Annotated in this window: 22 protein-coding genes; 11 read left to right on the top strand and 11 right to left on the bottom strand. The window is 76.1% G+C overall.

Translation table 11 applies throughout. From position 1 onward, the window contains the following. Window positions 1-7: 7 nt before the first annotated feature. From F1D97_RS15510 to F1D97_RS15500, 3 genes are all read right to left on the bottom strand, one after another. A complete protein-coding gene (locus F1D97_RS15510) occupies window positions 8-1,156 on the bottom strand; it encodes an Mrp/NBP35 family ATP-binding protein (protein ID WP_236121392.1) in 1,149 nt (382 codons plus the stop codon). Window positions 1,157-1,244: 88 nt separating this feature from the next. Further along, the gene (locus F1D97_RS15505; RefSeq protein WP_236121391.1) at window positions 1,245-1,811 is read right to left on the bottom strand and encodes a DUF1003 domain-containing protein; all 567 of its coding nucleotides are present in this window, start codon (window positions 1,809-1,811) and stop codon (window positions 1,245-1,247) included. Continuing rightward, entirely contained in the window at window positions 1,804-3,123 is a 1,320-nt protein-coding gene (locus tag F1D97_RS15500) for a magnesium transporter MgtE N-terminal domain-containing protein (protein WP_236121390.1), read from the bottom strand. Before F1D97_RS15500 ends, F1D97_RS15505 begins: the two co-directional genes overlap by 8 nt. Window positions 3,124-3,260: 137 nt before the next feature. Here F1D97_RS15500 and F1D97_RS15495 point away from each other — a divergent pair, with 137 nt between their 5' ends. Next, on the top strand, window positions 3,261-3,929 hold the full coding sequence (locus F1D97_RS15495) for a stage II sporulation protein M (RefSeq protein ID WP_236121389.1): 669 nt from the start codon (window positions 3,261-3,263) through the stop codon (window positions 3,927-3,929). 4 nt (window positions 3,930-3,933) lie between these two features. Here the strand turns inward: F1D97_RS15495 and F1D97_RS15490 are convergent, their stop codons facing one another. Further along, window positions 3,934-5,523, bottom strand: a complete 1,590-nt coding sequence (locus tag F1D97_RS15490) for an aminopeptidase P family protein (RefSeq protein WP_236121388.1) — start codon at window positions 5,521-5,523, stop codon at window positions 3,934-3,936. Between the two features lie 73 nt (window positions 5,524-5,596). Here F1D97_RS15490 and F1D97_RS15485 point away from each other — a divergent pair, with 73 nt between their 5' ends. Both F1D97_RS15485 and F1D97_RS15480 read left to right on the top strand, forming a co-directional pair. Continuing rightward, complete coding sequence (locus F1D97_RS15485) at window positions 5,597-6,436, top strand: PHP domain-containing protein (RefSeq protein ID WP_236121387.1); 840 nt, start codon at window positions 5,597-5,599, stop codon at window positions 6,434-6,436. Window positions 6,437-6,529: 93 nt separating this feature from the next. Further along, entirely contained in the window at window positions 6,530-7,156 is a 627-nt protein-coding gene (locus F1D97_RS15480) for a MarC family protein (protein WP_236121386.1), read from the top strand. A gap of 104 nt (window positions 7,157-7,260) precedes the next feature. On the opposite strand, the gene F1D97_RS15475 is transcribed toward F1D97_RS15480, so the two are convergent. Then, window positions 7,261-9,033 carry a DEAD/DEAH box helicase gene (locus tag F1D97_RS15475; protein ID WP_396022535.1) on the bottom strand — a complete coding sequence of 591 codons (1,773 nt, stop codon included), beginning with the start codon at window positions 9,031-9,033 and terminating at the stop codon, window positions 7,261-7,263. Between the two features lie 317 nt (window positions 9,034-9,350). Here F1D97_RS15475 and F1D97_RS15470 point away from each other — a divergent pair, with 317 nt between their 5' ends. Beyond that, on the top strand, window positions 9,351-10,097 hold the full coding sequence (locus F1D97_RS15470) for a ferritin-like fold-containing protein (protein ID WP_236121385.1): 747 nt from the start codon (window positions 9,351-9,353) through the stop codon (window positions 10,095-10,097). Between the two features lie 59 nt (window positions 10,098-10,156). On the opposite strand, the gene F1D97_RS15465 is transcribed toward F1D97_RS15470, so the two are convergent. Both F1D97_RS15465 and F1D97_RS15460 read right to left on the bottom strand, forming a co-directional pair. Beyond that, window positions 10,157-10,381, bottom strand: a complete 225-nt coding sequence (locus tag F1D97_RS15465) for a DUF3107 domain-containing protein (protein WP_236121384.1) — start codon at window positions 10,379-10,381, stop codon at window positions 10,157-10,159. Between the two features lie 194 nt (window positions 10,382-10,575). Beyond that, complete coding sequence (locus F1D97_RS15460) at window positions 10,576-11,241, bottom strand: TetR/AcrR family transcriptional regulator (RefSeq protein ID WP_236121383.1); 666 nt, start codon at window positions 11,239-11,241, stop codon at window positions 10,576-10,578. Between the two features lie 48 nt (window positions 11,242-11,289). Between F1D97_RS15460 and F1D97_RS15455 the strand changes: the two genes are divergently transcribed. The 3 genes from F1D97_RS15455 (at window position 11,290) to F1D97_RS15445 (ending at window position 19,150) form a co-directional block, all read left to right on the top strand. Further along, window positions 11,290-12,246, top strand: coding sequence for a DUF3152 domain-containing protein (locus F1D97_RS15455; protein ID WP_236121382.1), 957 nt, complete (start codon window positions 11,290-11,292; stop codon window positions 12,244-12,246). Window positions 12,247-12,329: 83 nt separating this feature from the next. Beyond that, complete coding sequence (locus tag F1D97_RS15450) at window positions 12,330-15,623, top strand: UrvD/REP family ATP-dependent DNA helicase (RefSeq protein ID WP_396022534.1); 3,294 nt, start codon at window positions 12,330-12,332, stop codon at window positions 15,621-15,623. After that, window positions 15,620-19,150, top strand: coding sequence for an ATP-dependent DNA helicase (locus tag F1D97_RS15445; RefSeq protein WP_236121380.1), 3,531 nt, complete (start codon window positions 15,620-15,622; stop codon window positions 19,148-19,150). The genes F1D97_RS15450 and F1D97_RS15445 overlap by 4 nt, the downstream gene beginning before the upstream one ends. Window positions 19,151-19,172: 22 nt before the next feature. Here F1D97_RS15445 and F1D97_RS15440 read toward each other — a convergent pair whose 3' ends face one another. Beyond that, window positions 19,173-20,156 carry a phosphotransferase gene (locus tag F1D97_RS15440; RefSeq protein WP_236121379.1) on the bottom strand — a complete coding sequence of 328 codons (984 nt, stop codon included), beginning with the start codon at window positions 20,154-20,156 and terminating at the stop codon, window positions 19,173-19,175. Window positions 20,157-20,305: 149 nt separating this feature from the next. Between F1D97_RS15440 and nudC the strand changes: the two genes are divergently transcribed. Continuing rightward, window positions 20,306-21,325, top strand: a complete 1,020-nt coding sequence (nudC, locus tag F1D97_RS15435) for an NAD(+) diphosphatase (RefSeq protein ID WP_236121378.1) — start codon at window positions 20,306-20,308, stop codon at window positions 21,323-21,325. A gap of 29 nt (window positions 21,326-21,354) precedes the next feature. On the opposite strand, the gene F1D97_RS15430 is transcribed toward nudC, so the two are convergent. Then, on the bottom strand, window positions 21,355-21,615 hold the full coding sequence (locus F1D97_RS15430; protein ID WP_236121377.1) for a mycoredoxin: 261 nt from the start codon (window positions 21,613-21,615) through the stop codon (window positions 21,355-21,357). 184 nt (window positions 21,616-21,799) lie between these two features. Between F1D97_RS15430 and F1D97_RS15425 the strand changes: the two genes are divergently transcribed. The 3 genes from F1D97_RS15425 to F1D97_RS15415 all read left to right on the top strand — a co-directional run bounded on the left by F1D97_RS15425 (window position 21,800) and on the right by F1D97_RS15415 (window position 24,712). Next, window positions 21,800-23,815, top strand: coding sequence for an ATP-dependent helicase (locus F1D97_RS15425; RefSeq protein WP_236121376.1), 2,016 nt, complete (start codon window positions 21,800-21,802; stop codon window positions 23,813-23,815). A gap of 226 nt (window positions 23,816-24,041) precedes the next feature. Continuing rightward, window positions 24,042-24,239, top strand: coding sequence for a hypothetical protein (locus F1D97_RS15420; RefSeq protein ID WP_236121375.1), 198 nt, complete (start codon window positions 24,042-24,044; stop codon window positions 24,237-24,239). A 140-nt stretch (window positions 24,240-24,379) separates the two neighbouring features. Further along, on the top strand, window positions 24,380-24,712 hold the full coding sequence (locus tag F1D97_RS15415) for a WhiB family transcriptional regulator (protein WP_317618897.1): 333 nt from the start codon (window positions 24,380-24,382) through the stop codon (window positions 24,710-24,712). On the opposite strand, the gene F1D97_RS15410 is transcribed toward F1D97_RS15415, so the two are convergent. Beyond that, window positions 24,645-25,889 carry a ThiF family adenylyltransferase gene (locus tag F1D97_RS15410; protein ID WP_236121374.1) on the bottom strand — a complete coding sequence of 415 codons (1,245 nt, stop codon included), beginning with the start codon at window positions 25,887-25,889 and terminating at the stop codon, window positions 24,645-24,647. The genes F1D97_RS15415 and F1D97_RS15410 overlap by 68 nt on opposite strands. 149 nt (window positions 25,890-26,038) lie before the next feature. Next, complete coding sequence (locus F1D97_RS15405; protein ID WP_094180598.1) at window positions 26,039-26,197, bottom strand: DUF5679 domain-containing protein; 159 nt, start codon at window positions 26,195-26,197, stop codon at window positions 26,039-26,041. Window positions 26,198-26,369 lie beyond the last annotated feature (172 nt).

The following is a 26,369-nucleotide window of genomic DNA, read 5'->3' as shown; positions in this document are numbered from 1 at the left end:
GTCGCGGTCACCGCCCTGCGGGAGAGAGGCCCAACGAGCGCCCCGCGAGACCCCGCTGGCGCGCACCCAAGGTGCGCGCGACCTCGCGCAGCGCGACCGCAGCAGGGGAGTCCGGGTGGCTCAGCACCACGGGCTCGCCCACGTCGCCGCCCTCGCGCAGCGTCACGTCGATCGGCACCTGACCCAGCACGGGGACGGTCCCACCCGTGAGCTGCGTCAGGCGCGCCGCGACCTTCTCGCCCCCGCCCGAGCCGAACAGCTCGAGGCGCGAGCCGTCGGGCTGCTCGAGCCACGACATGTTCTCCACCACGCCCACGACCTGCTGACGCGTCTGCACCGCGACCGACCCCGCCCGCTCCGCGACCTCCGCCGCTGCGGCCTGCGGCGTCGTCACGACGACGATCTGCGAGCCCGGCAGCAGCTGCGCGACCGAGATCGCGATGTCGCCCGTCCCGGGCGGCAGGTCGAGCAGCAGCACGTCCAGGTCGCCCCAGAACACGTCCGCGAGGAACTGCTGCAGCGCGCGGTGCAGCATCGGCCCGCGCCACACCACCGGCTGGCCCGGCGGCACGAACATGCCGATCGAGACGACCTTCACGTCGTGCGCCACCGGCGGCAGCAGCATGTCGTCGACCTTCGTCGGCGGCCGGTCCACGCCCAGCATGCGCGGGATCGAGAAGCCGTAGATGTCGGCGTCGACCACCCCGACCCGCAGGCCGTCGGCCGCCATCGCGACCGCGAGGTTCGCCGTCACGGACGACTTGCCCACGCCGCCCTTGCCCGACGCGATCGCGAACACCTTCGTCAGCGACGACGCCTGCGCGAACGGGATCGTCGGCTCCGCGTCCGTGCCGCGCAGCAGCCGGCGCAGGTCCGCGCGCTGCTCGGCGGTCATGACCCCCAGCTGGACGCTCACCTCGTCGACCCCGTCGACCTGCGTCACCGCGGCCGTGACGTCGCGCGTCAGCGTGTCCTTGAGCGGGCAGCCCGGGGTCGTCAGGTCGAGGCCGACGACCACGCGCCCGGCGTCCACCGTCACCGAGCGGACCATGCCGAGCTCGGTGATCGGGCGCCGGATCTCGGGGTCCTGCACGGACGCGAGCGCGGTGTGGACGGCCTGGGTCAGGGTCTCGTCAGTCGGGGGCACGGCGACCATGCTAGGTCGGCCACGGCGCGACGAGCGCGGGCCGTCCGGCCCTGGTCCGTGACCGGCCCGCAGGTCGCGTCACGGCGACGACGGTCGTCTAGGTGCCCGCGCGTCGTCGGTCGGTCTTGCGGTCGGTGCGTGGGCGCGGGTCGGGCCTGTCCGCCGCCTCGCCGTCGTCGCCGTCCTCGTCGTCGTGCTCCGCGAGGTCCTCCAGGAGGTTGCGCAGCTCGGAGCGCACGAAGTCGCGCGTCGCGACCTCGCCCAGCGCGATGCGCAGCGCCGCCATCTCGCGCGCCAGGTACTCGGTGTCGGCGAGGTTCCGCTCGGCGCGCTGCCGGTCCTGCTCGGCCTGCACGCGGTCGCGGTCGGTCTGCCGGTTGGCGGCGAGCAGGATCAGGGGAGCGGCGTAGGAGGCCTGCAGCGAGAGCATCAGGGTGAGCGCGGTGAAGCCGTTCGACGCCTTGTCGAACCGCAGCTCCTCCGGCCCCCACGAGTTCCAGCCGAGCCACACGACGCAGAAGATCGTCAGCCAGAAGATGAACGACGGCGTGCCCAGGAAGCGCGCGATGCTCTCCGAGACGCGACCCGCGGCGTCCTGGTCGGTCGACGGGCGCGGCAGCAGCGAGCGCCGCGACTCGCGCGGCTGGTCGAGACGCTCAGCCACGGCCCACCGCCGGCTTGGCCGCGTGCCGCGGACCGGGTGCGCTCACGACCCTCGCCCCGCCCGGTTCGTCGTCCTGCTCGCGCCAGTCCTCGGGCAGCAGGTGGTCGAGCACGTCGTCGACCGAGACCGCGCCCAGCAGGCGCTTGTCGGCGTCCACGACCGGCAGCGCGAGCAGGTTGTAGGTCGCGAGCTGGCGCGTCACGGACATCAGGGGAGCGCCGGCCTCGATGGGCTCGATGTCGGTGTCGACGATCGACCCGATCGCCTCGTGCGGGGGCTCGCGCAGCATGCGCTGCAGGTGCACGACCCCGATGTACCGGCCGGTGGGCGTCTCGAGCGGCGGGCGCACGACGAACACCATGGACGCGAGCGCGGGCGTGAGGTCCTGGCGGCGCACGTGCGCGAGAGCGGCGGCGATCGGCGTCTCGGGGCCGAGGATCACGGGCTCGGTGGTCATGAGACCGCCCGCGGTGTTGTCCTCGTACGCGAGCAGGCGCCGGACGTCCTTCGCCTCCTCGGGCTCCATGAGCTCGAGGAGCTCGGCGGCCTGCTCGTCGGGCAGCTCGCCCAGCAGGTCGGCGGCGTCGTCGGGCTCCATGGCCTCCAGGACGTCGGCCGCGCGGCCCAGCTCGAGCCCCTGCAGGATCGCGACCTGGTCGTCCTCGGGCAGCTCCTCGAGCACGTCGGCGAGGCGGTCGTTGTCGAGCGCGGAGGCGACCTCGAGCCGCCGCGTGGTGCCCAGGTCGTGCAGCACGTCGGCCAGGTCGGCGGGCTTGAGGTCCTCGTACTGCGCGAGCAGCAGCTCCGCGCCCTGCTGACCCGCGGCGCGCGCGAGGCCGGTGACCTCACCCATCGAGACGAGCTGCGTCTCGCCGCGCCGGCGCAGCAGCCCGCGGTGCCCGGGCACGACCCGCCGCACGAACAGCTTGGTGACCACCCAGTCGTTGTTGCGCTGCAGCTCGATCGCGACGTCCTCGATGGTCGCGGACCCGCTGCCGTCGGCGAGGTCGACCGTGCGGTCGAGCAGCTCGCTCACGACGAGCGTCTCGAACGCGCGCTGCTCGAAGCGGCGCATGTTCACCAGGCCGGTCGAGATGACCTGCCCGGGGTCCATCGCGGTGACGCGCGTCAGGGGCAGGAAGACCCGGCGCTTGCCGGGGACCTCGACGACGAGCCCGACGGCGCGCGGCGCACCCTTGGGGCGCACGAGCACGACGACGTCGCGCACGCGCCCGACCTGGTCACCGAGCGGGTCGAAGACCGTGGTGCCGGCCAGGCGCGCGACGAACACCCGGGTGCCCACGCTGCTCACGCGGCCAGCCTAGACGCCGGGGCCCCGCCCGCACGTCACGCCCGCGCCGCGGGCGCGCGTCGCGTTCCCGCTGGTCGCCGAGAGATCGTCGCGGCGCGTGCTGGCGCGGGCCCAGCTCGGCGGGGGAGGATCGGGCCATGTCGTTCCCAGGCCAGGCCCGCATCCCGCGTACCCCGACACCCCCGCAGGGCGAGACCGTCGCGCGGTACGACACGTACGCGCAGGCGCAGAAGGCCGTCGACCTGCTCGCCGACAAGGCGTTCCCCGTGCAGATGGTCACGATCGTCGGCACCGACCTGCAGATGGTCGAGCGCGTCACCGGGCGGCTGTCCTACTCGCGCGCCGCGTCCGGCGGGTTCGTCTCCGGCGCGTGGTTCGGCCTGTTCGTCGGCATCCTGCTGTCGCTGTTCTCCGAGCCCGGCGGGAGCAGCCCGTTCCTGCCCGCGATCCTCATCGGTGGCGCGTTCGGCCTGCTGTTCTCGGTGCTGACGTACTCGCTCACGCGCGGGCGACGCGACTTCACGTCCGCGAGCCAGATCGTCGCCGCCTCCTACGCAGTGCTGTGCCACGCCGAGAAGGCCAACCAGGCGCGCAACCTCCTGAGCGAGGTCGGCGGAGTCGTGTCGGGCTGGCCCGCGCGCCCGGCCCAGCCCGCGCCCGTCCAGCCCGCCGACCAGCCGTCCGCCGACCAGCCCGCCGACCAGCCTGTCGACCAGCCCGTCGACCAGCCCGTCGACCAGTCGCCCGACCGCCCGCCCGCCGCGTCCGGTGAGGCCGGCCCGACGACCACCGGCCCCACCGCGTAGCGCGTCAGCGCCCGAGCAGCCCCGCCATCCACGCCTCGACGGCGTCGGGGTCGCGCGGCAGTGCCGCCGAGAGGTTCTCGTTGCCGTCGACGGTGATGAGCACGTCGTCCTCGATGCGCACGCCGATGCCCCGGTACTCGGCCGGGATCAGCAGGTCGTCGGACTTGAAGTACAGGCCCGGCTCGATCGTGAACACCATGCCCGGCTCGAGCACGCCGTCGAGGTAGAGCTCGGCGCGCGCCTGCGCGCAGTCGTGCACGTCGATGCCGAGGTGGTGGCTCGTGCCGTGCACCATCCAGCGGCGGTGGTGCTGGTTGTCCGCGTGCAAGGACTCCTCGGCCGTCACCGGCAGCAGGCCCCACTCCTCGAGGCGCGCCGCGATGACCTCCATCGCCGCAGCGTGCACGTCCCGGAACCGCGCGCCCGGCACGGCCGCGGCGAACGCGGCGTCGGCCGCGTCCAGCACCGCCTGGTACACGCGGCGCTGGACCTCGGTGTACGTGCCGTCCACCGGGATCGTGCGCGTGAGGTCCGCGGTGTACAGCGAGTCGACCTCGACACCCGCGTCGAGCAGCAGCAGCTCGCCCGCGCGGACCTGGCCGTCGTTGTCGATCCAGTGCAGCGTCGTCGCGTGCTCGCCGGCCGCGGCGATCGTCTCGTAGCCGACCGCGTTGCCCTCCTGGCGTGCGTGGCCGACGAACGTGCCCTCGACGACGCGCTCGCCGCGCGCGTGCTCCTGGGCCGCGGGCAGTGCGCGCACGACCTTCTCGAAGCCCTCGATCGTCGTCGCGACCGCGAGCCGCATCTGCTCGACCTCGTACGCGTCCTTCACGAGCCGCAGCTCGGACAGCGCCTCGACGAGGTGCTCGTCGCGCTCCTCCTGCTGCGCCGTGCGCTCGGCCTCCTGCCGGCGGATCTCCTCCACCACGGCCTCGACCGCGGGGTCGACCTCCGGCACGACGAGCACCTGCACGCCGCCCTCGCCGACGTCCTTCGCGAGCGCGTCGCGCAGGTCGTCGAGGTGCGCGGTGGTGATGCCCGTGAGCGTCTCCATGTCCTCGAGCGTCGGGCGCGCACCCACCCAGAACTCGCCGTAGCGCGAGTCCGAGAAGAACTCGGTGGTGTCCCGGCCCGCGAGCGGCCGCAGGTACAGCACCGCGTGGTGGCCGCTTCCGTCGTCGCCCGTGCCGTCGTCCACGGGGTGCAGGACGAGCACCGCGTCGGGCTCCTGCTCGACGCCCAGCCCCGTGAGGTGCGCGAACGCGGAGTGCGGGCGGAACCGGTAGTCCGTGTCGTTCGAGCGCACCTTGAACGTGCCCGCGGGCACGACGAGCCGACGGCCCGGGAACTTGCCCGACAGCGCGCTGCGCCGCGCGGCCGTGAAGTCCGCCGCGGGGCTGCGCGTCACCTCGGACGCCGGGCGCGGGGCCCAGCCGGACGTCACGAACTCCAGGAACGTCGCCGACCCGGGGCGCTGCGAACGGTTCGCGCCGCGCTCCTCGAGCGGCTGCCCCTCCTGCCAGCCCGGGTCGCCGGGACCGGCAGCCGTGGGAGCGCTCGTCGTGGCGTCGGGGGCTGCGGTGTCGTCGCTCATCCCGCCATCTTCCCACCGTGCGCCGGACGCACGAGGCGTGCGAGCCGCCGACGAGGCTCGATACGGTTCCGGGGTGCGCATCGACCTGCACGCCCACTCGTCGGCGTCCGACGGCACGCAGAGCCCCGCCGAGCTCGTCGCGGCCGCCGCGCGCGCCGGGCTCGACGTCCTCGCCCTCACCGACCACGACACGACCGTCGGCTGGGCGCCCGCGGCGCTCGCGGCGGCCGAGCACGGCGTCGCGCTCGTGCGCGGCACCGAGGTGTCCGCCCGGTGGCGCGGCGTGAGCGTCCACCTGCTGTCCTACCTGCAGGACCCGACGCACCCCGCGCTCGTCGCCGAGCTCGAGGCCACACGCCACGCGCGGCTCACGCGCGCGGAGCGCATGGTCGACCTGCTCGCCGCGGACGTGCCGATCACGTGGGACGACGTGCTCGCGCAGGCCGGTGACGCCGTGACCGTCGGCCGGCCGCACGTCGCCGACGCGCTCGTCGCGAACGGCGTCGTGCCCGACCGGGACGCCGCGTTCGCGCACCTGCTGCGCGCCGACGGCCCGTACCACGTGCCGCACTACGCGCCCGCGGCCGCCGACGCGGTGCGCGCGATCGTCGCCGCCGGGGGAGTCGCGGTGTTCGCGCACCCCGGGGCCGACGCGCGCGGGCGCATCGTGCCCGACGAGACGTTCGACGAGCTCGCCGCCGCCGGTCTGGCCGGGCTTGAGGTCGACCACCGCGACCACTCACCCGCGCAGCGCGAGCGGCTGCGCGCGATCGCCGACCGGCTCGGGCTGCTCGTCACCGGGGGCAGCGACTACCACGGTGCGGGGAAGGTCAACGCGCTGGGGGAGAATCTGACCCGGCCGGAGATCCTGGCCGTGATCGAGGAACGAGGCACGAGTGATGTGGTCCGGTGACCCCGGCGCAGCGACGACGACGAGCGGCCCCACCGGCCGTGCGGGCACGGCCCGTGTGAGGACGACCCGCGCGGTCCGGGACGAGGCGGCGAGGTGACCGACGTCTTCGACCCGCGCCTGTTCGCGTCGGTCTTCATCACGTTGTTCGTCATCATGGACCCGCCCGGGACCGTGCCGATCTTCCTCGGCCTCACGGGCGCCATGACCCGCAAGCAGCGCAACAAGGCCGCGTGGCAGGCCGTCGCCGTCGCGCTCGGCGTCATCGTGTCGTTCGCGATCTTCGGCCAGTCGATCCTGTCGTACATGCACATCTCGCTCGCGGCGCTGCAGGCGTCCGGCGGGCTCCTGCTGCTGCTCATCGCGATGGAGCTGCTCACCGGGAAGATGGAGGAGCAGCAGGCCTCACCGAACGCCAAGGTCAACGTCGCGCTCGTGCCGCTCGGCACGCCGCTGCTCGCCGGCCCCGGCGCGATCGTCGCGACCATGGTGTTCGTCAAGCAGGCCGACGGCACCGTCGGGGACTGGACAGCGATCGCGCTCGCGGTCGTCGCGGTGCACGTGTCCCTCTACCTCGCGATGCGGTTCGCGAACGTCATCCACCGCGTGCTCAAGGACTCCGGCACGATCCTCGTGACCCGCATCGCGGGTCTCCTGCTCGCCGCGATCGCGGTGCAGCTCATCGCGGACGCGGTGGTCGCGTTCGTGCAGGACGCGTCCTGACGCCGCGCTGACGACGACCCCGCCGACGAGCGGCGTCGGACGCACGACGAAGGCCCCCGTGGAGCACGGGGGCCTTCGTCGTGGTGCGGGTCGTCGGAGGCCGGTCAGGCGCCGGCGGGCTCGCTCGCCTCGGTCGCGCCGGACTCGCCCGCGGGGCGCCCGCCGCGCGTGCGACGGCGGTTGCGCGACCGTCGCGCGCGGGGCTCGCCGCCCTCGTCGGCTCCCGGCACGCCCGCGCCGGGAGCGGACTGCGGAGCCTGGCTCGCGCCGGCCTCGGTGGGCCGCGCCTCCGTCGCGCCGCCCTCGCCACCGGCGCCCCGGCCACGGCCGCCACGACGACGGCGACGACCGCCCTCGCCCGCGTCACCGCCGGCGTCACGGGCCGGACGCTCGTCGGACCGGCCGCGCGCGCCGCCCTGGCCGCCGCGCGGGTCACGCCCGCCCGACGCACCCTGGCGCGTGCGCTTGCCGGTCTCGCCCAGGTCCTCGATCGCCTCGGCGGCGAGACCCTCGCGCGTCTGCTTGTCCTTGGGCAGGCGACCCTTGACGCCCTCGGGGATGTCGAGGTCGGAGTACACGTGCGCCGAGCTCGAGTACGTCTCCGCCGGCTCGGGGTTGCCCAGGCCGAGCGCCTTGTCGATCAGGCCCCAGCGCGGCATGTCGTCCCAGTCGACGAACGTCACGGCCGTGCCCTTGTTGCCCGCGCGGCCGGTGCGGCCCGTGCGGTGCAGGTACGTCTTCTCGTCCTCGGGGCACTGGTAGTTGATGACGTGCGTGACGTCCTCGACGTCGATGCCGCGCGCCGCGACGTCCGTCGCGACGAGCACGTCGACCTTGCCGTGGCGGAACGCGCGCAGCGCCTGCTCGCGTGCGCCCTGGCCCAGGTCGCCGTGCAGCGCGCCCGCCGCGAACCCGCGCTCGACGAGCTCGTCGGCGACCTTCGCGGCCGTGCGCTTGGTGCGCGCGAACACGATCGTCAGGCCGCGGCCGCGCGCCTGCAGGATGCGCGAGAGCAGCTCGACCTTGTCCAGCGCGTGCGCGCGGTAGACGACCTGCTTGATGTTCTTGACGGTCTGGCTGCCGTCGTCGTCGGGGTCCTGCGCGCGGATGTGCGTCGGCTGCGACATGTAGCGGCGGGCCATCGCGACGACCGGCCCGGGCATGGTCGCCGAGAACAGCATGGTGTGGCGCGACGCGGGCGTGGCCGCGAGCAGCGTCTCGACGTCCGGCAGGAAGCCCAGGTCGAGCATCTCGTCGGCCTCGTCGAGCACGACCGTGCGCACGTGCGACAGGTCCAGGTGACGCTGCTTGAGCATGTCGATCATGCGGCCCGGCGTGCCGACGACCACGTCGACGCCCTTGTTGAGCGCGTCGATCTGCGGCTCGTACGCGCGGCCGCCGTAGACCTGCACGACCCGCACCGCACGGCGCGCGGACGCGGTCGCGAGGTCGCCCGCGACCTGCACGGCGAGCTCACGCGTCGGGACGACGACGAGCGCCTGGGGCTTGCCCGGCGCGCGCAGCGCGTCGTAGCCCTCCTCGCCGGGGGCGACGATGCGGTTGAGCAGCGGCACACCGAAGCCGAGCGTCTTGCCGGTACCGGTCTTGGCCTGGCCGATGATGTCGTGGCCCGACAGCGCGACGGGCAGCGTCATGGCCTGGATCGGGAACGGGCGCGTGATGCCCGCGTCGGCGAGCGCCTGGACGATCTCGGGCCGGACCTCGAAGTCGGCGAACGAGGCGTCCACGGCCTGCACGGACGCGGCCGTGCTCACCAGGGGGCGGGTCGAGGGGGCGGCGAGGGCCGAGGCGTGCTCGCTCGTGGTGTCGGGGGCGCCGAGGTCGTCGGCGGGCAGGTTCGTCTGCGTCTGGGTCACGTGTGCTCTTCGGTGCAGGGTGGCGGCCGCGCGCCGTCCGGTCGGGCGTCGCCGTCGGGGGACGGGTCGCGCGCCGGGCGCAGCGGGGGCACCACGGGTGGCCGGCAGCCGATCGCGGATGTCGAACTCGCGGGCTACGTCTCGTCGCGTGCGCGGGAGCGTGCGGGAGAGACGTGCGAGATGGTCGTGGCCGACCGGGCAACCGATGTACCCGTCCAGGGTAGCCGACGACCGTCCGGGTGCGGTCGGCGCGGTCTCACGCGATCGCGTGATCAGCGTCTCAACCGCCGGGGCGCGGGGCGTTCTACGATCCTCGGATGAGCAACGCCGCGCCGACCCCCTCGCCCTCGGCCTCGTCGCCGTCGACGGCGGACGCCCTCGAGCTCCTGGGCCTGGTCGCCCAGCTCGAGCACACCGCGTTCGTCCGGCTCGCGGGCGACTGCGCGATCGCGCCCGACGTCGAGCAGCGGCTCGCGCTCTCGCGGTTCGCCGCGGCGGCCGTCGAGCGTCGCGACCGTGTCCTCGCACGCGTCGCGGAGCTGGGCGCGGACCCGGCCGCGACCATGCGCCAGTTCGACGACGTGCTCACCGAGTTCGACGAGCGCACGCAGCCGAGCTCCTGGTGGGAGCGGCTGCTCAAGGCGTACGTCGGCTACGGCGTCGCGGACGACTTCTGCCGGATCGCCGCGCAGGGGCTCGACGAGCGCTCGCGCGCGGTCGTGCTCGAGGTGCTCGACGACGCGTCGCACGCCGAGCTCGCGGTCGCCGAGCTCGACGCCGCGGGGTCGCGCGACGGCGTGCTGTCCTCGCGGCTCGCGCTGTGGGGCCGCCGGCTCGTGGGGGAGGCGCTCGGCACGGTCCAGCGGCTCATCGCGCAGCGTCCGGCCCTGGAGCGGCTCGTGACTGCCGCGGCCGCCGAGCCCGCCGAAGCCGGGGACGCGACCGCCGACGGCGGCAACGCGCCGGCTGCGGGCACGGCGACGCCCAACGCGCCCGCGAAGGTGTTCGGCGAGCTCACCGCGCAGCACACGCGCCGCATGAGCCGCCTGGGCCTGACCGCCTGACCGTCTCACGGCCTGACGGGTTCGCCGCGCCGGACCGGCCGGCTGCGGCCAGGAGCGCGTCAGATCGAGCCGAAGCCCACGCGCGGCTTGGCCTCGACGCCGACCTCGACGTACGCGAGCGTCGCCGTCGGCACGATCACCCGGCGGCCCTTGCTGTCCGTGAGCTCGAGCGCGGGCTTGCCGGCGAGCGCTGCCGCGACGGCGGCCGACACCTCGTCGGAGGTCTGGTCGCTCTCCAGGACGATCTCCCGCGCCACGTTCTGCACGCCGATCGTGATCTCCACGCCCGTCTCCCTCCGTCGCCACCACGTGCGCGACACGTCGCCGCCGCCCGGTCGCCCGGACCCGGCCTGCTGGTCTCGCGACGATCCTAGGCGGCTGCCGCGCGCGGTCACGCCGTGTCCGCGACCAGCGAAACCGCACCGACGGGGACCGGCCCCGGAGCCCCGGCGCGGGTGCGGGCGCCGGGTCGTCGGCGCTACTCGTCGTACGAGAAGTCCGCGCGCACGAGGCCTTGCACGCCCGCCCACGCGAGGCGCGTCACCAGGTCGGCCGCGTGCTCGGACGCGAGCGGGTCCGTGCCCCGCAGCCGGTGCGTCGCGGCGCCCTGCGCGAGCGAGATGAGCGACACCGCGATCACCTCGCAGTCCGCGGGCGGCAGGCCCGTGACGGGCTCGAGCACGGCCGCGCACCGCGCCGCCGCGACCGACGACGCGTGCTCGACGCGCTTGCGCACGTCCGCGTCGCGCGTCACGTCGGACTCGAACAGCAGGCCGGACGACTCGCCCGCGACCTCGACGAACGTCATGTACGCGCGGACGATCGCCGCGATCACGGCCTGCCCGTCGCCGCGGTGCACGGGACCCTGCTCGATGGGCGCGACGGCCCGCTCGACCGCCGCGATGAGGTCCGCGCCGCAGCGGTCCACGACCGCGAGGTACAGGTCGAGCTTCGAGGGGAAGTGGCGGTACAGCACCGGCTTGCTCACCAGGGCGCGGTCCGCGATGTCGTCCATCGAGACGTGGTGGAAACCCTCGCTCGCGAAGAGCTCCTGCGCGATCTCGAGCACCTGCGCACGCCGCTCGCCCCCCGACATCCGGACGGTGCGGGGACGAGGCGTCAGCTCGCTCTCGGGCTCGGCCATGGCGCGAATGCTAGCCACCGAACGTTTCCGGGATGCGACGATATGCCCGTGACGTCGCCCCGAGTGCTCCGGACGAGTGACGCGTCCGCGCCCGCACGCGTGCCGGCGGACGCCGGTCGCGCGGTCGCGCGGCGCACGCGCGCACGCGCCGCGTCGGTCGTCCTGGGCGCCCTCCTCGCGGGCGCGGGGACCGGGTGGGTGGTGGCGGGACCGGGGACGACGAGCGTGCCCGAGCCGGTCAGCCAGCCGGCCGCGACGCTCGACGCGCTGGTGCGCGAGCGCCCCGACGCGGCCGCGCGCGGCGGGGGCGGGCAGCGCCCGTACGCGCCGCCCACGCGCGCCGCGGTCGACCCGGCCCCGACGTCGAGCCCCGCTGCGAGCGTCGCCCCCAGCCCCACCCCGACCCTCCCGCCCGGCCTGACGGCGGCGGACGTCGAGGCCGGGCTGCTCGCGGCGGACGTGCCGGAGCGCGCGTCGGGCGAGCTCGCCGTCGTGGCCGCCGCGCAGCGCGCCACGGCGGACGCGGCCGACGCCGACGTCGAGCGGGTGGTGCGCGTGCGCGTCGAGGTCGAGAAGGGGCTGCCGGTCGACGCCGAGGCGTTCGCCGCGTTCGTCATGACGACGCTCACCGACGACCGCGGCTGGGGCGGTGACGGCTCGCTGGCGTTCGAGGTCACGGACGGGAAGCCGGACGTGCGCGTCGTGCTCGCGTCGCCCGACCTGGTCGACGAGATGTGCGCACCCCTGCAGACCGCGGGGCAGGTCTCGTGCGGGCGTTACGGCCACGCCGCGCTGAACTTCCGGCGCTGGGTCGAGGCCGTCGAGGACTACGGCGACGACCGCACGGCGTACCGGCAGTACCTGGTCAACCACGAGGTCGGCCACCTGCTCGGGCAGCCGCACCGCCCGTGCACGACCGCGGGCGCCGTGGCGCACGTGATGCAGCAGCAGTCGTACGCGGTCAAGCCCTGCCTGCCCAACCCCTGGCCGTTCCCGGAGGGCTGACCGGGCGCGCGTCCGCGGCCCGTGCCTCCCGTCGTCGGACCCGTGCGGGCCGGAGTCGGTGGGTGTCGGTCGGTCGTGATGGGATGCACGCCGTGACGACCCCCGCTCCCGTGCTGCGCCGGCCCGCGCTCGCCGACGCACCCGTGCAGGGGCCGGGGTCCCCGGTGGTCCTCGACGACGCGCAGGCGTCGGCCGTCGCGTGGGCCGCGGGCGCGGGGTCCGACGAGCCCGCGCTGCTCGTCCTCGGCGCACCCGGGACCGGCAAGACGACCGTCGCGCTCGAGGCCGCGGTGGCGGCCGTGCGCGCGGGGCTCGCTCCCGAGCACCTGCTCGTGCTGTCGGCGACCCGGCGCGGCGCGTCCGACCTGCGCGACCGGCTCGCGGCACGGCTGCCCGTGACGTCCAGCCGCCCGCTCGTCCAGACGCCCGCCGCGGCGGCGTTCGCCGTGCTGCGCGCGCAGGCCGTCGCGCGCGGCGAGGTGCCGCCCACGCTCGTGTCCGGCCCCGAGCAGGACCTCGTGCTCGCCGAGCTGCTCGCGGGTCACGCCGCGGGCGAAGGCCTGCCCGTGGACTGGCCCGAGCGCGTGCGGGGCGAGGCGCTCGGCGTGCGTGCGTTCCGCGACGAGCTGCGTGACCTGCTCATGCGCGCCGCGGAGCGGGGGCTCGGCCCGGCCGACCTCGACGCGCTGGGCCGCGCCCACGGGCGCGCCGAGTGGTGCGCCGCCGCGCGCGTGTACAGCGAGTACCTCGACGTCCTCGACCTGCGGGCCGCGACGCCCGACGCCGGTCCGCGGCTCGACCCGGCCGTCGTCGTCGCCGAGGCGGCGCGTGCGCTCGCGTCGTGGGAGCGGGACGTGCCAGGGGCGCGCCCGCCCGCGTGGCGGCTCGTCGTGGTCGACGACCACCAGGAGAGCACCTCGGCGACGGCCTCCTTGCTGGGCGTGGTCGCGGCGCGCGGCGCGCGCGTGCTGCTCACCGCCGATCCCGACGCGGCCGTGCAGACGTTCCGCGGTGCCGAGCCCGCGCTCGTCGCGCGCGCGACCGCGCCCCGCCCCGCGGGCCGGGCGGACGGTGCGGCGGTCGGTGCGGCGCACGAGGCCGGCGGGGCCCTCGGAGCGGCCCGCCTGGTGCTGCCGACCGTGTGGCGGCACGGAACGCACGTGCGCGGCGTCGTCGAGCGCGTCACGCAGCGGGTCGGGACCCTCGGCGCGGCGGTGCACCGGCGCGCGGCGCCCCCCGAGGATGCGCCGCGGGGGCACGCGCGCGTCGCGATCCTCCCGAGCGGGGCGCAGGAGGCCGCGTTCGTCGCACGCGAGCTGCGCCGCGCGCACCTCGAGGACGGCGTGGCGTGGGAGCGCATGGCGGTCGTGGCACGCGCCGGTGCGCAGGTCACCGCGCTGCGCCGCGCGCTCGCGAGCGCGTCGGTGCCCGTCACGGTGCTGGGCAGCGACGTCCCGTTGCGCGACGAGCCCGCGGTTCGCCCGCTGCTCGACGCGATGGCGGTCGCGTGCGGCACCGCCGAGCTCGACGCGGTGCTCGCCGCGCGCCTCGCCTGCTCGCCGCTGGGCGGCCTCGACCCCGTGGGACTGCGCCGCGTGCGACGCGCGCTGCGGGCCGAGGAGCTCGCGGGCGGCGGCGGACGCTCGAGCGACGCGCTGCTCGTCGAGGTGCTCGACGCGCCCGGCCGGGCCGGGACGCTGCCGCCCACCGTCGCGGCACCGGTCGAGCGGCTCGCGCGTGTCGTCGAGGCCGGCCGCGTGGCCGCCGCGACACCGGGTGCCGACGCCCAGGGCGTGCTGTGGGCGCTGTGGGACGCCGCGGGGCTCGCCGAGCCGTGGCGCCGTGCCGCGCTCGCGGGAGGTGCCGCGGGCGAGCGCGCGGACCGCGACCTCGACGCGGTGGTCGCGCTGTTCCGCGCCGCGGAGACGTTCGTCGAGCGCATGCCGCGCACGCCGCCCGAGGCGTTCGTCGACTGGCTGCGCGCGCAGGACCTGCCGTCCGACTCGCTCGCGCCGCGCGCCCGGCGGGCCGCGGTGTCCGTCCTCACGCCCGCTGGCGCGGCCGGCGGCGAGTGGGACGTGGTCGCCGTCTGCGGCGTCCAGGAGGGCGTGTGGCCCGACCTGCGGCTGCGCGACTCGCTGCTCGGCGCGCAGGCGCTCGTCGACGTCGTGTCCGGCCGTGCTGCGGGCGCGCAGGGTGCCGCCTTGTCCGGGCGTGCTGCTGCGCAGGGTGCCGCCGCGGCGCAGGACGCACGCGCCGCGGTGCTGGCCGACGAGCTGCGCTCGTTCGCGGTCGCGGTGTCGCGCGCACGCCGCGTGCTCGTCGTGACCGCGGTCGCGGACTCCGACCACCAGCCGTCGCCGTTCGTCGACCTCGTCGAGCCGCCAGACGGCGAGCGGGACCAGCGGCGCACGCAGGTCGAGCCCGCGCTCGACCTGCGCGGGCTCGTCGCGCAGCTGCGCGCGACGCTCGAGGCCGCCGCCGCGGCGGGCGAGCAGCCGGACCCGGGCGCGGTGCGCGCGCTCGCGGACCTCGCAGCGCGCGGCGTGCCGGGAGCGGACCCGGCCGAGTGGCACGGGCTCGCGGAGCCGAGCACCGATGCGCCGCTGTACGGGCCGGACGAGCCCGTGCGCGTCTCGCCGTCGAAGCTCGAGACCGCGCACCGGTGCGCGCTGCGCTGGGCGCTCGAGGCCGCGGGCGGGACCGCCGCCACGAGCAACGGGCAGTCGCTCGGCACGCTCGTGCACGCGATCGCGCAGGAGCACCCGCACGGCACGCGTGCCGAGCTCGCGGCCGCGCTCGACGAGCGCTGGGACTCCCTCGGTCTGGGCACCGGCTGGCCCGCGCGCGCCGCGCGCGCCAAGGCCGACGCGATGGTCGAGCGCCTCGCGGGCTACCTCCAGGGCGCGGGCGACGCGCTGCTCGTGGAGGCCGACTTCGCGGCCCGCACCGACCGTGCGCTGCTGCGCGGCTCGGCCGACCGCATCGAGCGCGACCTCGAGCACCCGGACCAGGTGCGCGTCGTGGACCTCAAGACCGGCGCCCGCCCGCCTGCGCGTGAGGAGGCGCGCGTCAACCCGCAGCTCGGCGCGTACCAGCTCGCCGTCGACGCGGGCGCGTTCGACCTGCCCGAGGGGACGACGAGCGCGGGCGCGCAGCTCGTCTACCTCGGCACGGGCAAGGCCGGCACGGTGCGCGACCAGCCCGCGCTCGGACCCGAGGACGACGGGCCCTCGTGGGCGCGCGTGCTCGTCGACGAGGTCGCCGGGACGATGGCGGCGTCCGCGTTCACGGCGTCCGCGAACGACCTGTGCAACCGCTGCCCGGTGCGCCGCTCGTGCCCCGTGCGACCCGAGGGCGGGCAGGTGGTGGCATGAGCGAGCGCACGGTCGCGCCCGGAGCGCCCGGGGTCCCCGGGGTGCCGCCCGCGAGCACGACGACGGAGGTGCCCTCGCAGGGGCGGCACCCGGCGGACGGGCAGCTCGCCGACGCGCGGCCCGCCGCCGAGCAGCGGGCCGGCGATCAGCTGGCCGGCGAGCAGCGGGCCGGCGAGCAGCGGGCTGTCGAGCCGGTCAGCGCCGAGGACATCGCGCGGCTGCTCGGGCGCGACCTGCCGACGCTCGAGCAGCGCCGCATCATCGAGGCTCCGCTCGGCCCCGCGCTCGTCGTCGCGGGTGCGGGCTCGGGCAAGACCGAGACGATGGCGGGGCGCGTCGTGTGGCTCGTCGCGAACGGGCTCGTCGAGCCGCAGCAGGTGCTCGGCCTGACGTTCACGCGCAAGGCCGCGGGCGAGCTCGCGGAGCGCGTGCGGCTGCGGCTGCGGCGGCTCGCGCGCGCCGCGGCCGAGCAGGGCGTGGTGCTGCCGGGCCGCGCGCACCTCGAGGACGACGTCCTCGGCGGACGCCCGACCATCGCGACGTACAACTCCTACGCCGCGTCCCTGGTGCGCGACCACGCGCTGCGCCTGGGCATCGACCCGAGCGCGCGGCTGCTCGGCGAGGCCGCGCAGTGGCAGCTCGCGAGCGAGGTCGTCGAGGCATGGCAGGAGGACCTGGGCGTCGACGCCGCGGTCTCCACCGTGGTGGAGGCCGTCCTCCGGCTGTCCGGCGCGCTCGACGAGCACCTGCTCGACCCGGCGGCCGCGCGGGACGGCATCGCGGCGATCTGCGCGGACATCGAGGCGACGCCGACGCCCACGCGCGCGCACTACGCCGAGGTGGTGGCCCTGCTGGGCTCGCTGCGCGAGCGTGAGCGGCTGCTCGACGTCGTCGCGGCGTACCGGGCCCGCAAGCGCGCGAGCGACGCGATCGACTTCGGCGACCAGGTCGCGCTCGCGGCGCGGCTCGCGCGCGAGGTCCCCGAGGTGGGCGCGGGCGAGCGCGAGCGGTTCGCGGTGGTGCTGCTCGACGAGTACCAGGACACGTCGTTCGCGCAGCTCACGCTGCTCGCGGCGTTGTTCGGCGACGGGCACCCGGTGATCGCCGTGGGTGACCCGCACCAGTCGATCTACGGGTGGCGCGGCGCGAGCGCGGGCGGGCTCGAGCGGTTCCCGACGACGTTCCGCCGCCCGGCGGCCGAGGGCGGCGGTCCCGCGCAGGTGCTCGCGCTCACGACGTCGTGGCGCAACGACGTGAAGGTTCTGGACGCGGCCAACCACGTGGCCGGCCCGCTGCGCTCCCGCACGACCCGGGTGCCCGTGCCGCAGCTCGTCGCGAGCCCGGTGGCGGGACCGGGGCACGTCGACGCGTTCCTGGCGTCGACCGCGGCCGAGGAGGCCGAGGCGGTCGCCGAGTTCGTCGCGGCGCACTGGCGGCCCGCGGGGCAGGGAACCGACGGCGGTCGCGTGAGCGCGGCGGTGCTGTGCCGCAAGCGGTCGCAGTTCGCGGCGCTGCGCCGCGCGCTGCGTGCCCGCGGGCTGCCGGTCGAGGTCGTCGGCCTGGGCGGTCTGCTCTCGACGCCCGAGGTGGTCGACGTCGTCGCCGCGCTGCAGGCCGCGTACGACCCGCTGCGCGGGGACGCGCTCGTGCGGCTCATGACGGGCGCGCGCACGCGCCTGGGCGCTGCGGACCTGCACGCGCTCGCGGCCTGGGCCGGCGAGCTCGTCGGGCAGCGCACGGGACGCGACGCCGGGGTCGAGCTGGACGTGATCGACGAGCGCAGCATCGTCGACGCGCTCGACGAGCTGCCGCGCCCCGGGTGGCGCAGCCCCGGCGGACGTGCCCTGAGCGACGAGGGCCGCGCCCGGCTCGCCGACCTCGCCGGCCTCCTGCGCACGTTGCGCGCGCACTCGTACCTCGCGGTGCCGGACCTGGTCGCCGAGGCGGAGCGCCTGCTCGGCCTCGACATCGAGGTCGCCGCGCGGGCCGGCGTCGGCGCGGGTCGGGCGCGAGCGCAGCTCGACGCGTTCCGGGACGTCGCGGTCGACTTCGCGCGGTCCGTCGACACCCCGACGCTCGGCGGCTTCCTGTCGTGGCTCGAGGCGGCCGACGCGCGCGAGAACGGCCTCGAGCTGCCCGTGACCGACCCCGACCCGGACGCGGTCCAGCTCATCACCGTGCACGCCGCGAAGGGCCTCGAGTGGGACGTCGTCGCGGTCGCGGGCCTGGTCGACGGCGTGTTCCCGACCACCGCGACGCAGGGTAAGGACGGCCCCAAGGACTCGGCGTGGCTCACGGGTCTCGGCGAGCTGCCCTACCCGCTGCGCGGCGACGCCGACGACCTGCCGCGCCTGGAGTACGCGGGCGCGCAGGACCCGAAGGAGCTGCGCGACCGGGTGCACGGGCTCCGGCTTGACGCGGGCGAGCACGAGGTCGCCGAGGAGCGCCGCCTCGCGTACGTCGCGCTGACCCGTGCCCGGCACCGCCTGCTGCTCACCGGGTCGTGGTGGGGCGACGGCAAGAAGCCGCGCCCGCCGTCGACGTTCCTGGTCGAGCTCGCGGAGGCGGGGCTCGTGGACGCCGCGCAGTGGGCGGGCGAGCCCGCGCCCGACGACGAGAACCCCGCGTCGAGCGAGGCCGCGACGGCCGTGTGGCCCGCCGACCCGTTCGCGGTCGAGGACGGACCCGGGCGACGGCCCGCGGTCGAGCAGGCCGCCGCGTGGGTGCGCGCGGCGTCGGCCCGCCCCGACGCGCGGCCGGACGACGACTGTGCGGAGGAGAGCCGGGCGGGGGAGAGCCGGTGGGAGGTGCTCGCACGCACGCTGCTCGAGGAGCAGCGCGCGGCCCGCGAGTCGACGGGCGCGGTCGACCTGCCCTCGCACCTGTCGGCGTCCGCGCTGGTGCGGCTCGGCGCCGACGCGACGGAGTTCGCGCGGGGCCTGCGTCGTCCGGTGCCCGCGGAGCCGTCGGGCCGGGCGCGGCTCGGCACGCGGTTCCACGCGTGGGTCGAGGGCTACTACGGCGCCGCGACACTCGTCGACCTCGACGCGCTGCCGGGCGCCGAGGACGAGGACCTGTCGGGGCCGGACCAGGTCGACGTCGACGAGGCGCGGCTGCGTGCCGCGTTCCTCGCGTCCGCGTGGGCGGACCGCCGCCCGCTGCAGGTCGAGGCGGACGTCGAGACGCACGTCGCGGGATACGTGCTGCGCTCCCGCATCGACGCGGTGTTCCCGGCCGCGCCGGGCGACCCGGTGCCCGACGGCGAGGGCGTGGTCGTCGTCGACTGGAAGACGGGCTCGGCGCCGCGCGACGCGGCGACGCGCGAGGCGCGCGAGATCCAGCTCGCGGTGTACCGGCTCGCGTGGTCGCGGTTCTCGGGGGTGCCGCTCGAGCGCGTCGCGGCGGCGTTCCACTACGTCGCGGGCGGTGAGACCGTGTGGCCGCAGCGACTGCTGGGTGAGGACGAGATCGCCGCGCTCCTCGAGCGCGTCACCGACGACGGGGCGGTCGACGTGCGCCGGGCGTGACGCGGGCCGGGCGAGCGCGCGGTCAGGCGTACGACGAGACCGCGGCGACCGGGGCGGTCGGCACGTCGGAGCCCCAGGCCTCGCCGGTCGGCGAGGTGCGGGTGTGCTCGTCGAGGTCCTCGAGCATGGCGACCGCGTCGGCGACGACGTCCGCGTTGCCCGAACGCACGCCGTACAGCAGCCAGCGCGCGAGCGCGAGCTCACCCGCGAGCAGCGCGCGATCGGTCAGGTGCGGGTCGATGAGCTCGGTGCGGCGCAGCTGGTACGCCTCCATGATCGAGTCGGCCGCGTCCGGCGGTGCCGCGACCAGCAGCCACGACAGGTCGTCGGCCGGGTCGGCGACGCTCGCGTCACCCCAGTGCAGGATGCCGCTCACGGCGCCGTCGCGGACGAGGATGCGCTCGTTCGTCAGGTCGCCGTGCACGACGGTCGGCACGAAGCGCCACAGGGCGACGTCCTCGAGCCGCTCCTCCCAGCGCCGCAGCAGCGTGGGCGGGACCTTGCCGGTCGCGGCGGCCTCGTCGACCTCCGCCTGGCGGCGCGCCCGGTAGGCACCCGCGTCGTACACGGGCAGACCGGCGTTCTCGACGACGCTCGTCGGGAGCTCGTGGACGGCGGCGATGGCGCGGCCGAGCGACGCGCCCAGCCCGGGCCCGGGCTCGAGCTCGGCGACGTCGAGGGCGCGACCGGGGATCTCCTCGTGCACCGCGGCGCGGCCGCCCTCGGGCAGGTGCGCGAACCCGACGGGCGCGGGGACGGCGAACGGCAGGGTGCCGTCGGTGCAGAACGCGTCGAGGCCGGCGAGCAGCTCGACCTCGGCCTCGAGGGCCGCGCCCGCGGCCGGGTGCACGGGTGCGCGCACCACCCAGCGCCGGCGGGCGGCGTCCACGACGACCGCGATGTCGAAGTCGGTGCCGGGGTGCGCGGGCCGCCGCACGTCGTAGGCGTCCAGACCCGGCACGGCCACGGTGGCCAGTGCGGCGAGGGCGAGCGGGGATCGAGGCACGGGCCCAGAGTAGGCGTGCACGCGCCGGGCGGGCGCCAGGCCCCCGGCGTGTCCGTCCCATTCGTCCCGTCCCGCCTGGTCGGCGCGGCGCGCGTGCGGGTCGCGGACCGGGCGCGGCGTGCTCGTCGTCGCCGCGTACGGTGGCGCCCGTGAGGTCCGACGAGCTGCCCCTGTCCCGTGCGGTCGTGGACCGCGCCGCGCACCTGCGCACCGTCGACGAGGAGGCGCGTGTGCTCGCCGATCCGACGACGCGCGTCGTGCTGCTGCGGGACGGCCGCGTGCCGGTCGACGCGCGCGGCGCGCTCGTCCTGACCACGGTGGAGCGGGCGAGCAAGGAGTCCCCGGGTGACGGCGGCGAGGACCCGTGGCTCCTGCTCGGGGCCGACGACGACGGCGCGTACGTGGCGCGGCGCTCACCGGGCGGTCCCGACGACCTCGCCGATCTCCCGCGCCGTGGCTCGGCGGCGGACCGTGACGTGCACGCGCCCGCGTCGTCGTCCGCCCCGCCCGTCGCCCCGACACGGGACGTGGCCGACGAGGACGCGGTGCGCTGGGCGTCGCTGCGTGAGGTCGGCGCGCACCTCGACGCGCGCGACGCGGGCCTGGTCGCGACGGCTGTGGCGCTCGACGCGTGGCACGAGCGGCACCCACGGTGCCCGCGCTGCGGCGCGGCGACGCGGGTGACGCAGGCGGGGTGGGTCCGCACGTGCACCGTCGACGGCTCGGAGCACTACCCGCGCACGGACCCCGCGGTGATCATGGCGGTGGTCGACGAGGCCGACCGCCTGCTGCTCGCGCACGCCGCCGCGTGGCCGGCGGGGCGCTGGTCGACGTTGGCGGGCTTCGTCGAGCCGGGGGAGTCGCTCGAGCACGCGGTGCGGCGCGAGGTCGCGGAGGAGACGCACGTCGTCGTCGGCGACGTCACCTACGCCGGCAGCCAGCCGTGGCCGTTCCCGGCGTCGCTCATGGTCGCGTTCGTGGCGCGCGCGCTGACGACCGACGTCGAGGTCGACGCGGTCGAGGTGGAGCACGCCGCGTGGTTCACGCGCGACGAGCTCGCGCGTGCGGTCGTCGCAGGCGACGTCGTGCCGCCGACGCGCTCGTCGATCGCGCGGGCGCTCGTCGAGGACTGGTTCGGCGGCCCGCTGCCGCAGCCGGCGGCGCGCTGAGCTGCGCCGCCGGCGGGGCGGGCGGCGGCTCAGGAGAGCCGGCTGCGGACCTCGACGAGGGACGGGTTGGTCGCGGCCGAGCCGTCGGGGAACACGACCGTCGGGACGGTCTGGTTGCCGCCGTTGAGCGACGCGACGAGCTCGGCGGCGTCGGGGTGCTCCTCGATGTCGACCTCGGTGTAGCCGATCCCGACCGAGTCCAGCTGCGTCTTGAGGCGGCGGCAGTACCCGCACCACGTCGTGGAGTACATCGTGATGGTGCCGGGCTCGGGGAGGGTCTGCGTGCTCATCGGTCCTCGCGTTCTCGTGGGGTGCCAGCAGGTCCGGCAGGTCCGACTGCCAGGTCCGACACTGCCAACCACGACGAGTCCGCGGTGATTCCGGGTCGAGGGGTCGGATCCGTCACGTCGCGAGCGACGGGTGGTGTGCACGGCCCGCCCGCGGTGTCGGCAGGGCCTGAGAGACTGTCCGGCGATGTCTCCCGACGACCTGCTGGCTGCGCTCGACCCCGAGCAGCGTGCCGTCGCGACCGCGCTGCGCGGCCCGGTGTGCGTGCTCGCGGGTGCGGGGACGGGCAAGACGCGCGCGATCACGCACCGCATCGCGTACGGCATCCGCACGGGGGTGTTCCGCGCGGACCACGTGCTCGCGGTGACGTTCACGGCCCGCGCCGCGGGTGAGATGCGCACGCGGCTGCGCGAGCTGGGCGCCTCGGGCGTGCAGGCGCGCACGTTCCACGCCGCGGCGCTGCGGCAGCTCACGTACTTCTGGCCCAAGGTCGTCGGCGGCGCCCCGCCGCGCATCGCGGAGGCGAAGGCGCAGCTCGTCGCGGAGGCCGCCCGCAGGGTGGGACTGCCCGCGGACCGCACCGGCGTGCGCGACCTCGCGGCCGAGGTCGAGTGGGCGAAGGTCAGCCTGGTGGTGCCCGACGAGTACGCGGTCGCGGTCGCCGCGGTCGACCGGGTGGTGCCGGGCGGGCACGACGCGGCGGCGGTCGCGCGCCTGATGACGGCGTACGAGCAGGTCAAGGACGAGCGTGGGGTCATCGACTTCGAGGACGTGCTGCTGCTGCTCGCGGCGATGCTCGCCGAGCGCCCGGACGTGGGCCGCGAGGTGCGCGGGCAGTACCGGCACTTCGTCGTCGACGAGTACCAGGACGTCAGCCCTCTGCAGCAGTACCTGCTGGACCAGTGGCTCGGCGGCCGCGACGAGCTGTGCGTGGTCGGCGACCCGTCGCAGACCATCTACTCGTTCGCGGGCGCGACGCCGCACCACCTGCTGACGTTCGCGCGCGCCCACCCGGGTGCGCAGGTCGTCCGGCTCGTGCGCGACTACCGCTCGACGCCGCAGGTGGTCGAGCTCGCCAACCGGGTCATCGCGCACGCGGGCCGGGGCACGGGCGCGTCGGCGCCCGCGCCGCTCGAGCTGCGCGCGCAGCGCCCCGACGGTCCCGCGGTGCGATGGGCGGCGTACGCGGACGACGAGGCGGAGGCCGCGGGCATCGCGGCGGCCGCGGCGCGGCTCGTGGCGGACGGCGTGCCGGCGTCGCAGATCGCGGTGCTGTACCGGACGAACGCGCAGGCCGAGGCGTTCGAGGAGGCGCTCGCGAGCGCGGGCGTCGCGTACCAGGTGCGCGGGGGCGAGCGGTTCTTCGCGCGGCGGGACGTGCGCGAGGCGCTGGTCTTCCTGCGCGGCGGTGCGCGCGCGGCGGACCCGGACGTCCCGCTCGGTCAGGCCGCGCGCGACCTGCTGCGCAACGCGGGCTGGACGGAGCAGGCGCCGACGACCCGCGGCGCGGCCCGCGACCGCTGGGAGGCGCTCGACGCGCTCGCCCGGCTCGCGGACGAGGTCGAGGCGCGCGCGACGAGCGAGGGGCGGCACGCGAGCGTCGCGGACCTGGTGGCGGAGCTCGACGAACGCGCCGCGGCGCAGCACGCGCCGACCGTGCAGGGCGTGACGCTCGCGTCGCTGCACGCCGCGAAGGGTCTCGAGTGGGACGCGGTGTTCCTCGCGGGGCTGAGCGACGGGCTGCTGCCGACGTCCCTCGCCGAGACGCCCGAGGCGATCGAGGAGGAGCGCCGGCTGCTGTACGTGGGCGTGACGCGTGCCCGCGAGCACCTGCAGCTGTCGTACGCGCGCTCGCGGCTGCCCGGCGGGCGCGCCTCGAGACGACCGTCGCGGTTCCTGGACGCGCTGTGGCCGGGGGCGTCGGGGTCGACGCGTCGCCCGGGTGCCGGCCAGGCGCCCGGCGACGACGACCCGCGGGCGTCGGCCGTGCTCGCGGCGCTCACGCGGTGGCGCGACGAGCGTGCGCGTGACCTCGGGGTGAGCCCGGGCCGAGTGCTCGCGACGCACGCGCTGCACACGCTCGCGGCGCGACGGCCGTCGTCGCGCGAGGAGCTCGCGCTCGTGCCGGGCATCGGTGCGCAGACGCTCGCGACGGTCGGCGACGACGTGCTCGCGGTGCTCGCGCGGTCGGTCCACGCCTGACCTCCGCAGGCGGGGAAACCTGCCGTGAGGGGCCCGCTCAGGGGCTGGACGGCACTGCCGAAGCGGCATTTCGGACCGCGTCGCGAACTCTTTCAAACTCGTTCGTTAATTCTGTTGTCCGCCCCGCGCGAGCGCGCCTAGGGTGGAGCCCGTCCTGGTAGCAGACCTGTGTCGCGGCAGTCGTCGCGACAGTGCGGTCAGAGTCGAGAGAGGAGGTGGGCAAGCGGTGAAGAAGATCCAGTTCACCCCGGTCGACCGGTCGAGCATGCAGCTCCCGACGCTCCTCCTCGCGCCCATCTTCGGCGGCTCCCAGGGGCGAGGTGTGCCTGCTGCGTGGCGTACGTCCGATGACGTGGCCATCAACCGTCACCGCGTGACCGTCTACGGGACGGCACTCGACCCCCTCAGGGCTTCGTTGGTCTAGACCAGTTCTCTGGTCATCAAGGCCGCGGAGTCCCACAGGCTCCGCGGCCTTCGTCTTTCCCCCCCGGTGATCCCGGTGGGCGAGTCGGGACGTGGACGCCGAACCACCACCGCTCACCCGCAGGACCCCAGGAGGACATCGTGCGGCTCACGACGCTGCTCGACACCAGCGGATCAGGCCCCTGGCCCACCGGCAGCACCGCGACCACCGACGACGGCACCTTCGACCAGCTGGTCGCAGGGCTCATCCCGTGCCGCAACCACGACCCCGAGCTCTGGTTCGCCGAGCAGACCGCTCGCGTCGAGCAGGCGAAGGCGCTCTGCCGCGAGTGCCCGATCATGTCGGGCTGCCTCGCCGGCGCGCTCGAGCGTGAGGAGCCGTGGGGCGTGTGGGGCGGCGAGGTGTTCATCGGCGGCGTGGTCGTCCCGACGAAGCGTGGGCGAGGCCGTCCGCGCAAGAACCCGGCGGCCTGACGCGCGCGTCAGCGGGACCGCCCGGAGGTTCGTCGACCGACAGGTCGGCCGGAGCCTCCCGGGCGGCCCGCGACGTGGCGACGTCGACCACGCACCGATGGGCGGTGCACCCGCAGGCCGGGTGCACCGCCCATCGGCGTCTGCGGGGCAGCGCGTCGGGCAGGCCGATCTCGACGGTCGTCCCCGCCAGCGCCGACGCGCCCGTGTCGAGGAACGCGAGGGCCGCGGCCGCGGCCGTCCCGGACGCGACCGCCACGACCGCCGGCGGCTCCGGAGGGGGCAGGCGCGTCCCGGGCCGGCCGGTCGCGGCGGGCCGCGCCGCGCGCGTGCCGAGCGCGGCCGCGACGACGGGCCAGCCGGGGTCCACGTCGGTGCGGTGCAGGTCGAGGCACCGCAGGCACGGGCCCTCGCCGGGGACGACGAGCGGCCCGACGACCGTGTCCGCCTCGCGCAGCACGACGCTGAGGTGCGGCGTCCCGCGGTTGAGGAGCAGCGCGCCGAGCGTGGGCTCGACGACGTCGTCGCTCACGACGACGACGAGGTCCGCCTCTGTCCCGGTGCAGGTGCCGGTGCAGGTCCCCGCGCCGGTCGGGCCGGCGGCCGGGGGCGCCGACACGCCGCCGGTCACCGCCGCCGCGGCGGTCGCGGGGGCGACGGCGGCGAGGACGCCGACCGCGGCGGCCACGCGTGCGTACCCCACGTCCTGGAACCGGTAGCCGCCGGGTCCGACGTCCCCCGAGCGCACGGGGCGGTCGTCGTCGAGCAGGAGGCGTCCGACCCCGGCGGCGGCGAGCGTGACCGCGACGCCCAGGCCGGTCGCCCCGAGCCCCACGACGCCCACGGTCCGCTGCGCGCGGCGCACGACGCGAGCCGTCCCCGCGGCGTCGGGGTCGAGCAGGGACAGCACGCGAGCGTCGTCGCCGGCGGGTCCCGTGAGCGCACGCGTGCCGCCGGGCGCGGTGAGGCCCGCCGCGTCGAGCTGGGCAGCGAGGTCCGCGAGGCGACGCGGGTCGAGGCCGGCGGCGAGCAGCGAGAGCGGGACCCCCTGGCTCAGCGCGACGAGCGCGCGCACCTCGTCGGGTGTCAGGTCGTCGACCCGCACGGCCCAGCGGGGGTCGGTGCCGACCTGCACCTCACCCGGTGCCCGACGTACCACGCGCAACCCGGTCCGCAGCATGGCGCCAGGCTGCCACCGCGTGCCGTCACGGCGATCGCGTCATCCACAGGACCCGGGAGCCGGTCTGGAGCCTGGTCCGTCGGTACGACGAGGGGCGTCGTCCGGCGGACGACGCCCCTCGCAGCTTCTCGGCGGTTCGAGCTGTGTGCTCAGGCCTTGCCGAGGATGCGGTTCAGCTTGGTGCCGCAGACGGGGCAGACGGCCTTGGCCATCTTGCGGCCCGACTCGGAGACGACGACGTCACCCTCGGCCTCGCGCTTCTCCTTGCACTTCACACAGTAGAACTCGCCTGCATAGGTCTCGGCCATGTGGTCCTCCTCGCGGTGTCCGGTGCACCGCCGACGTCCCGCGGCGATGGCCGGGCAGAGCGGTGACCTGCCCGAGCGCCCTCCACAGTAGTGGCCGATCCGCGTCGTCCTGCCGATGTGCGCGTGTCGCGGCCCGGTGTTGGTGCACTCGGAGGTCCCCGTTCCACCGACC

Origin of the sequence: Cellulomonas palmilytica (genome assembly GCF_021590045.1) — a bacterium.
Taxonomy (GTDB): domain Bacteria; phylum Actinomycetota; class Actinomycetes; order Actinomycetales; family Cellulomonadaceae; genus Cellulomonas; species Cellulomonas palmilytica.
This window is presented reverse-complemented; position numbering and strand designations above follow the sequence as displayed.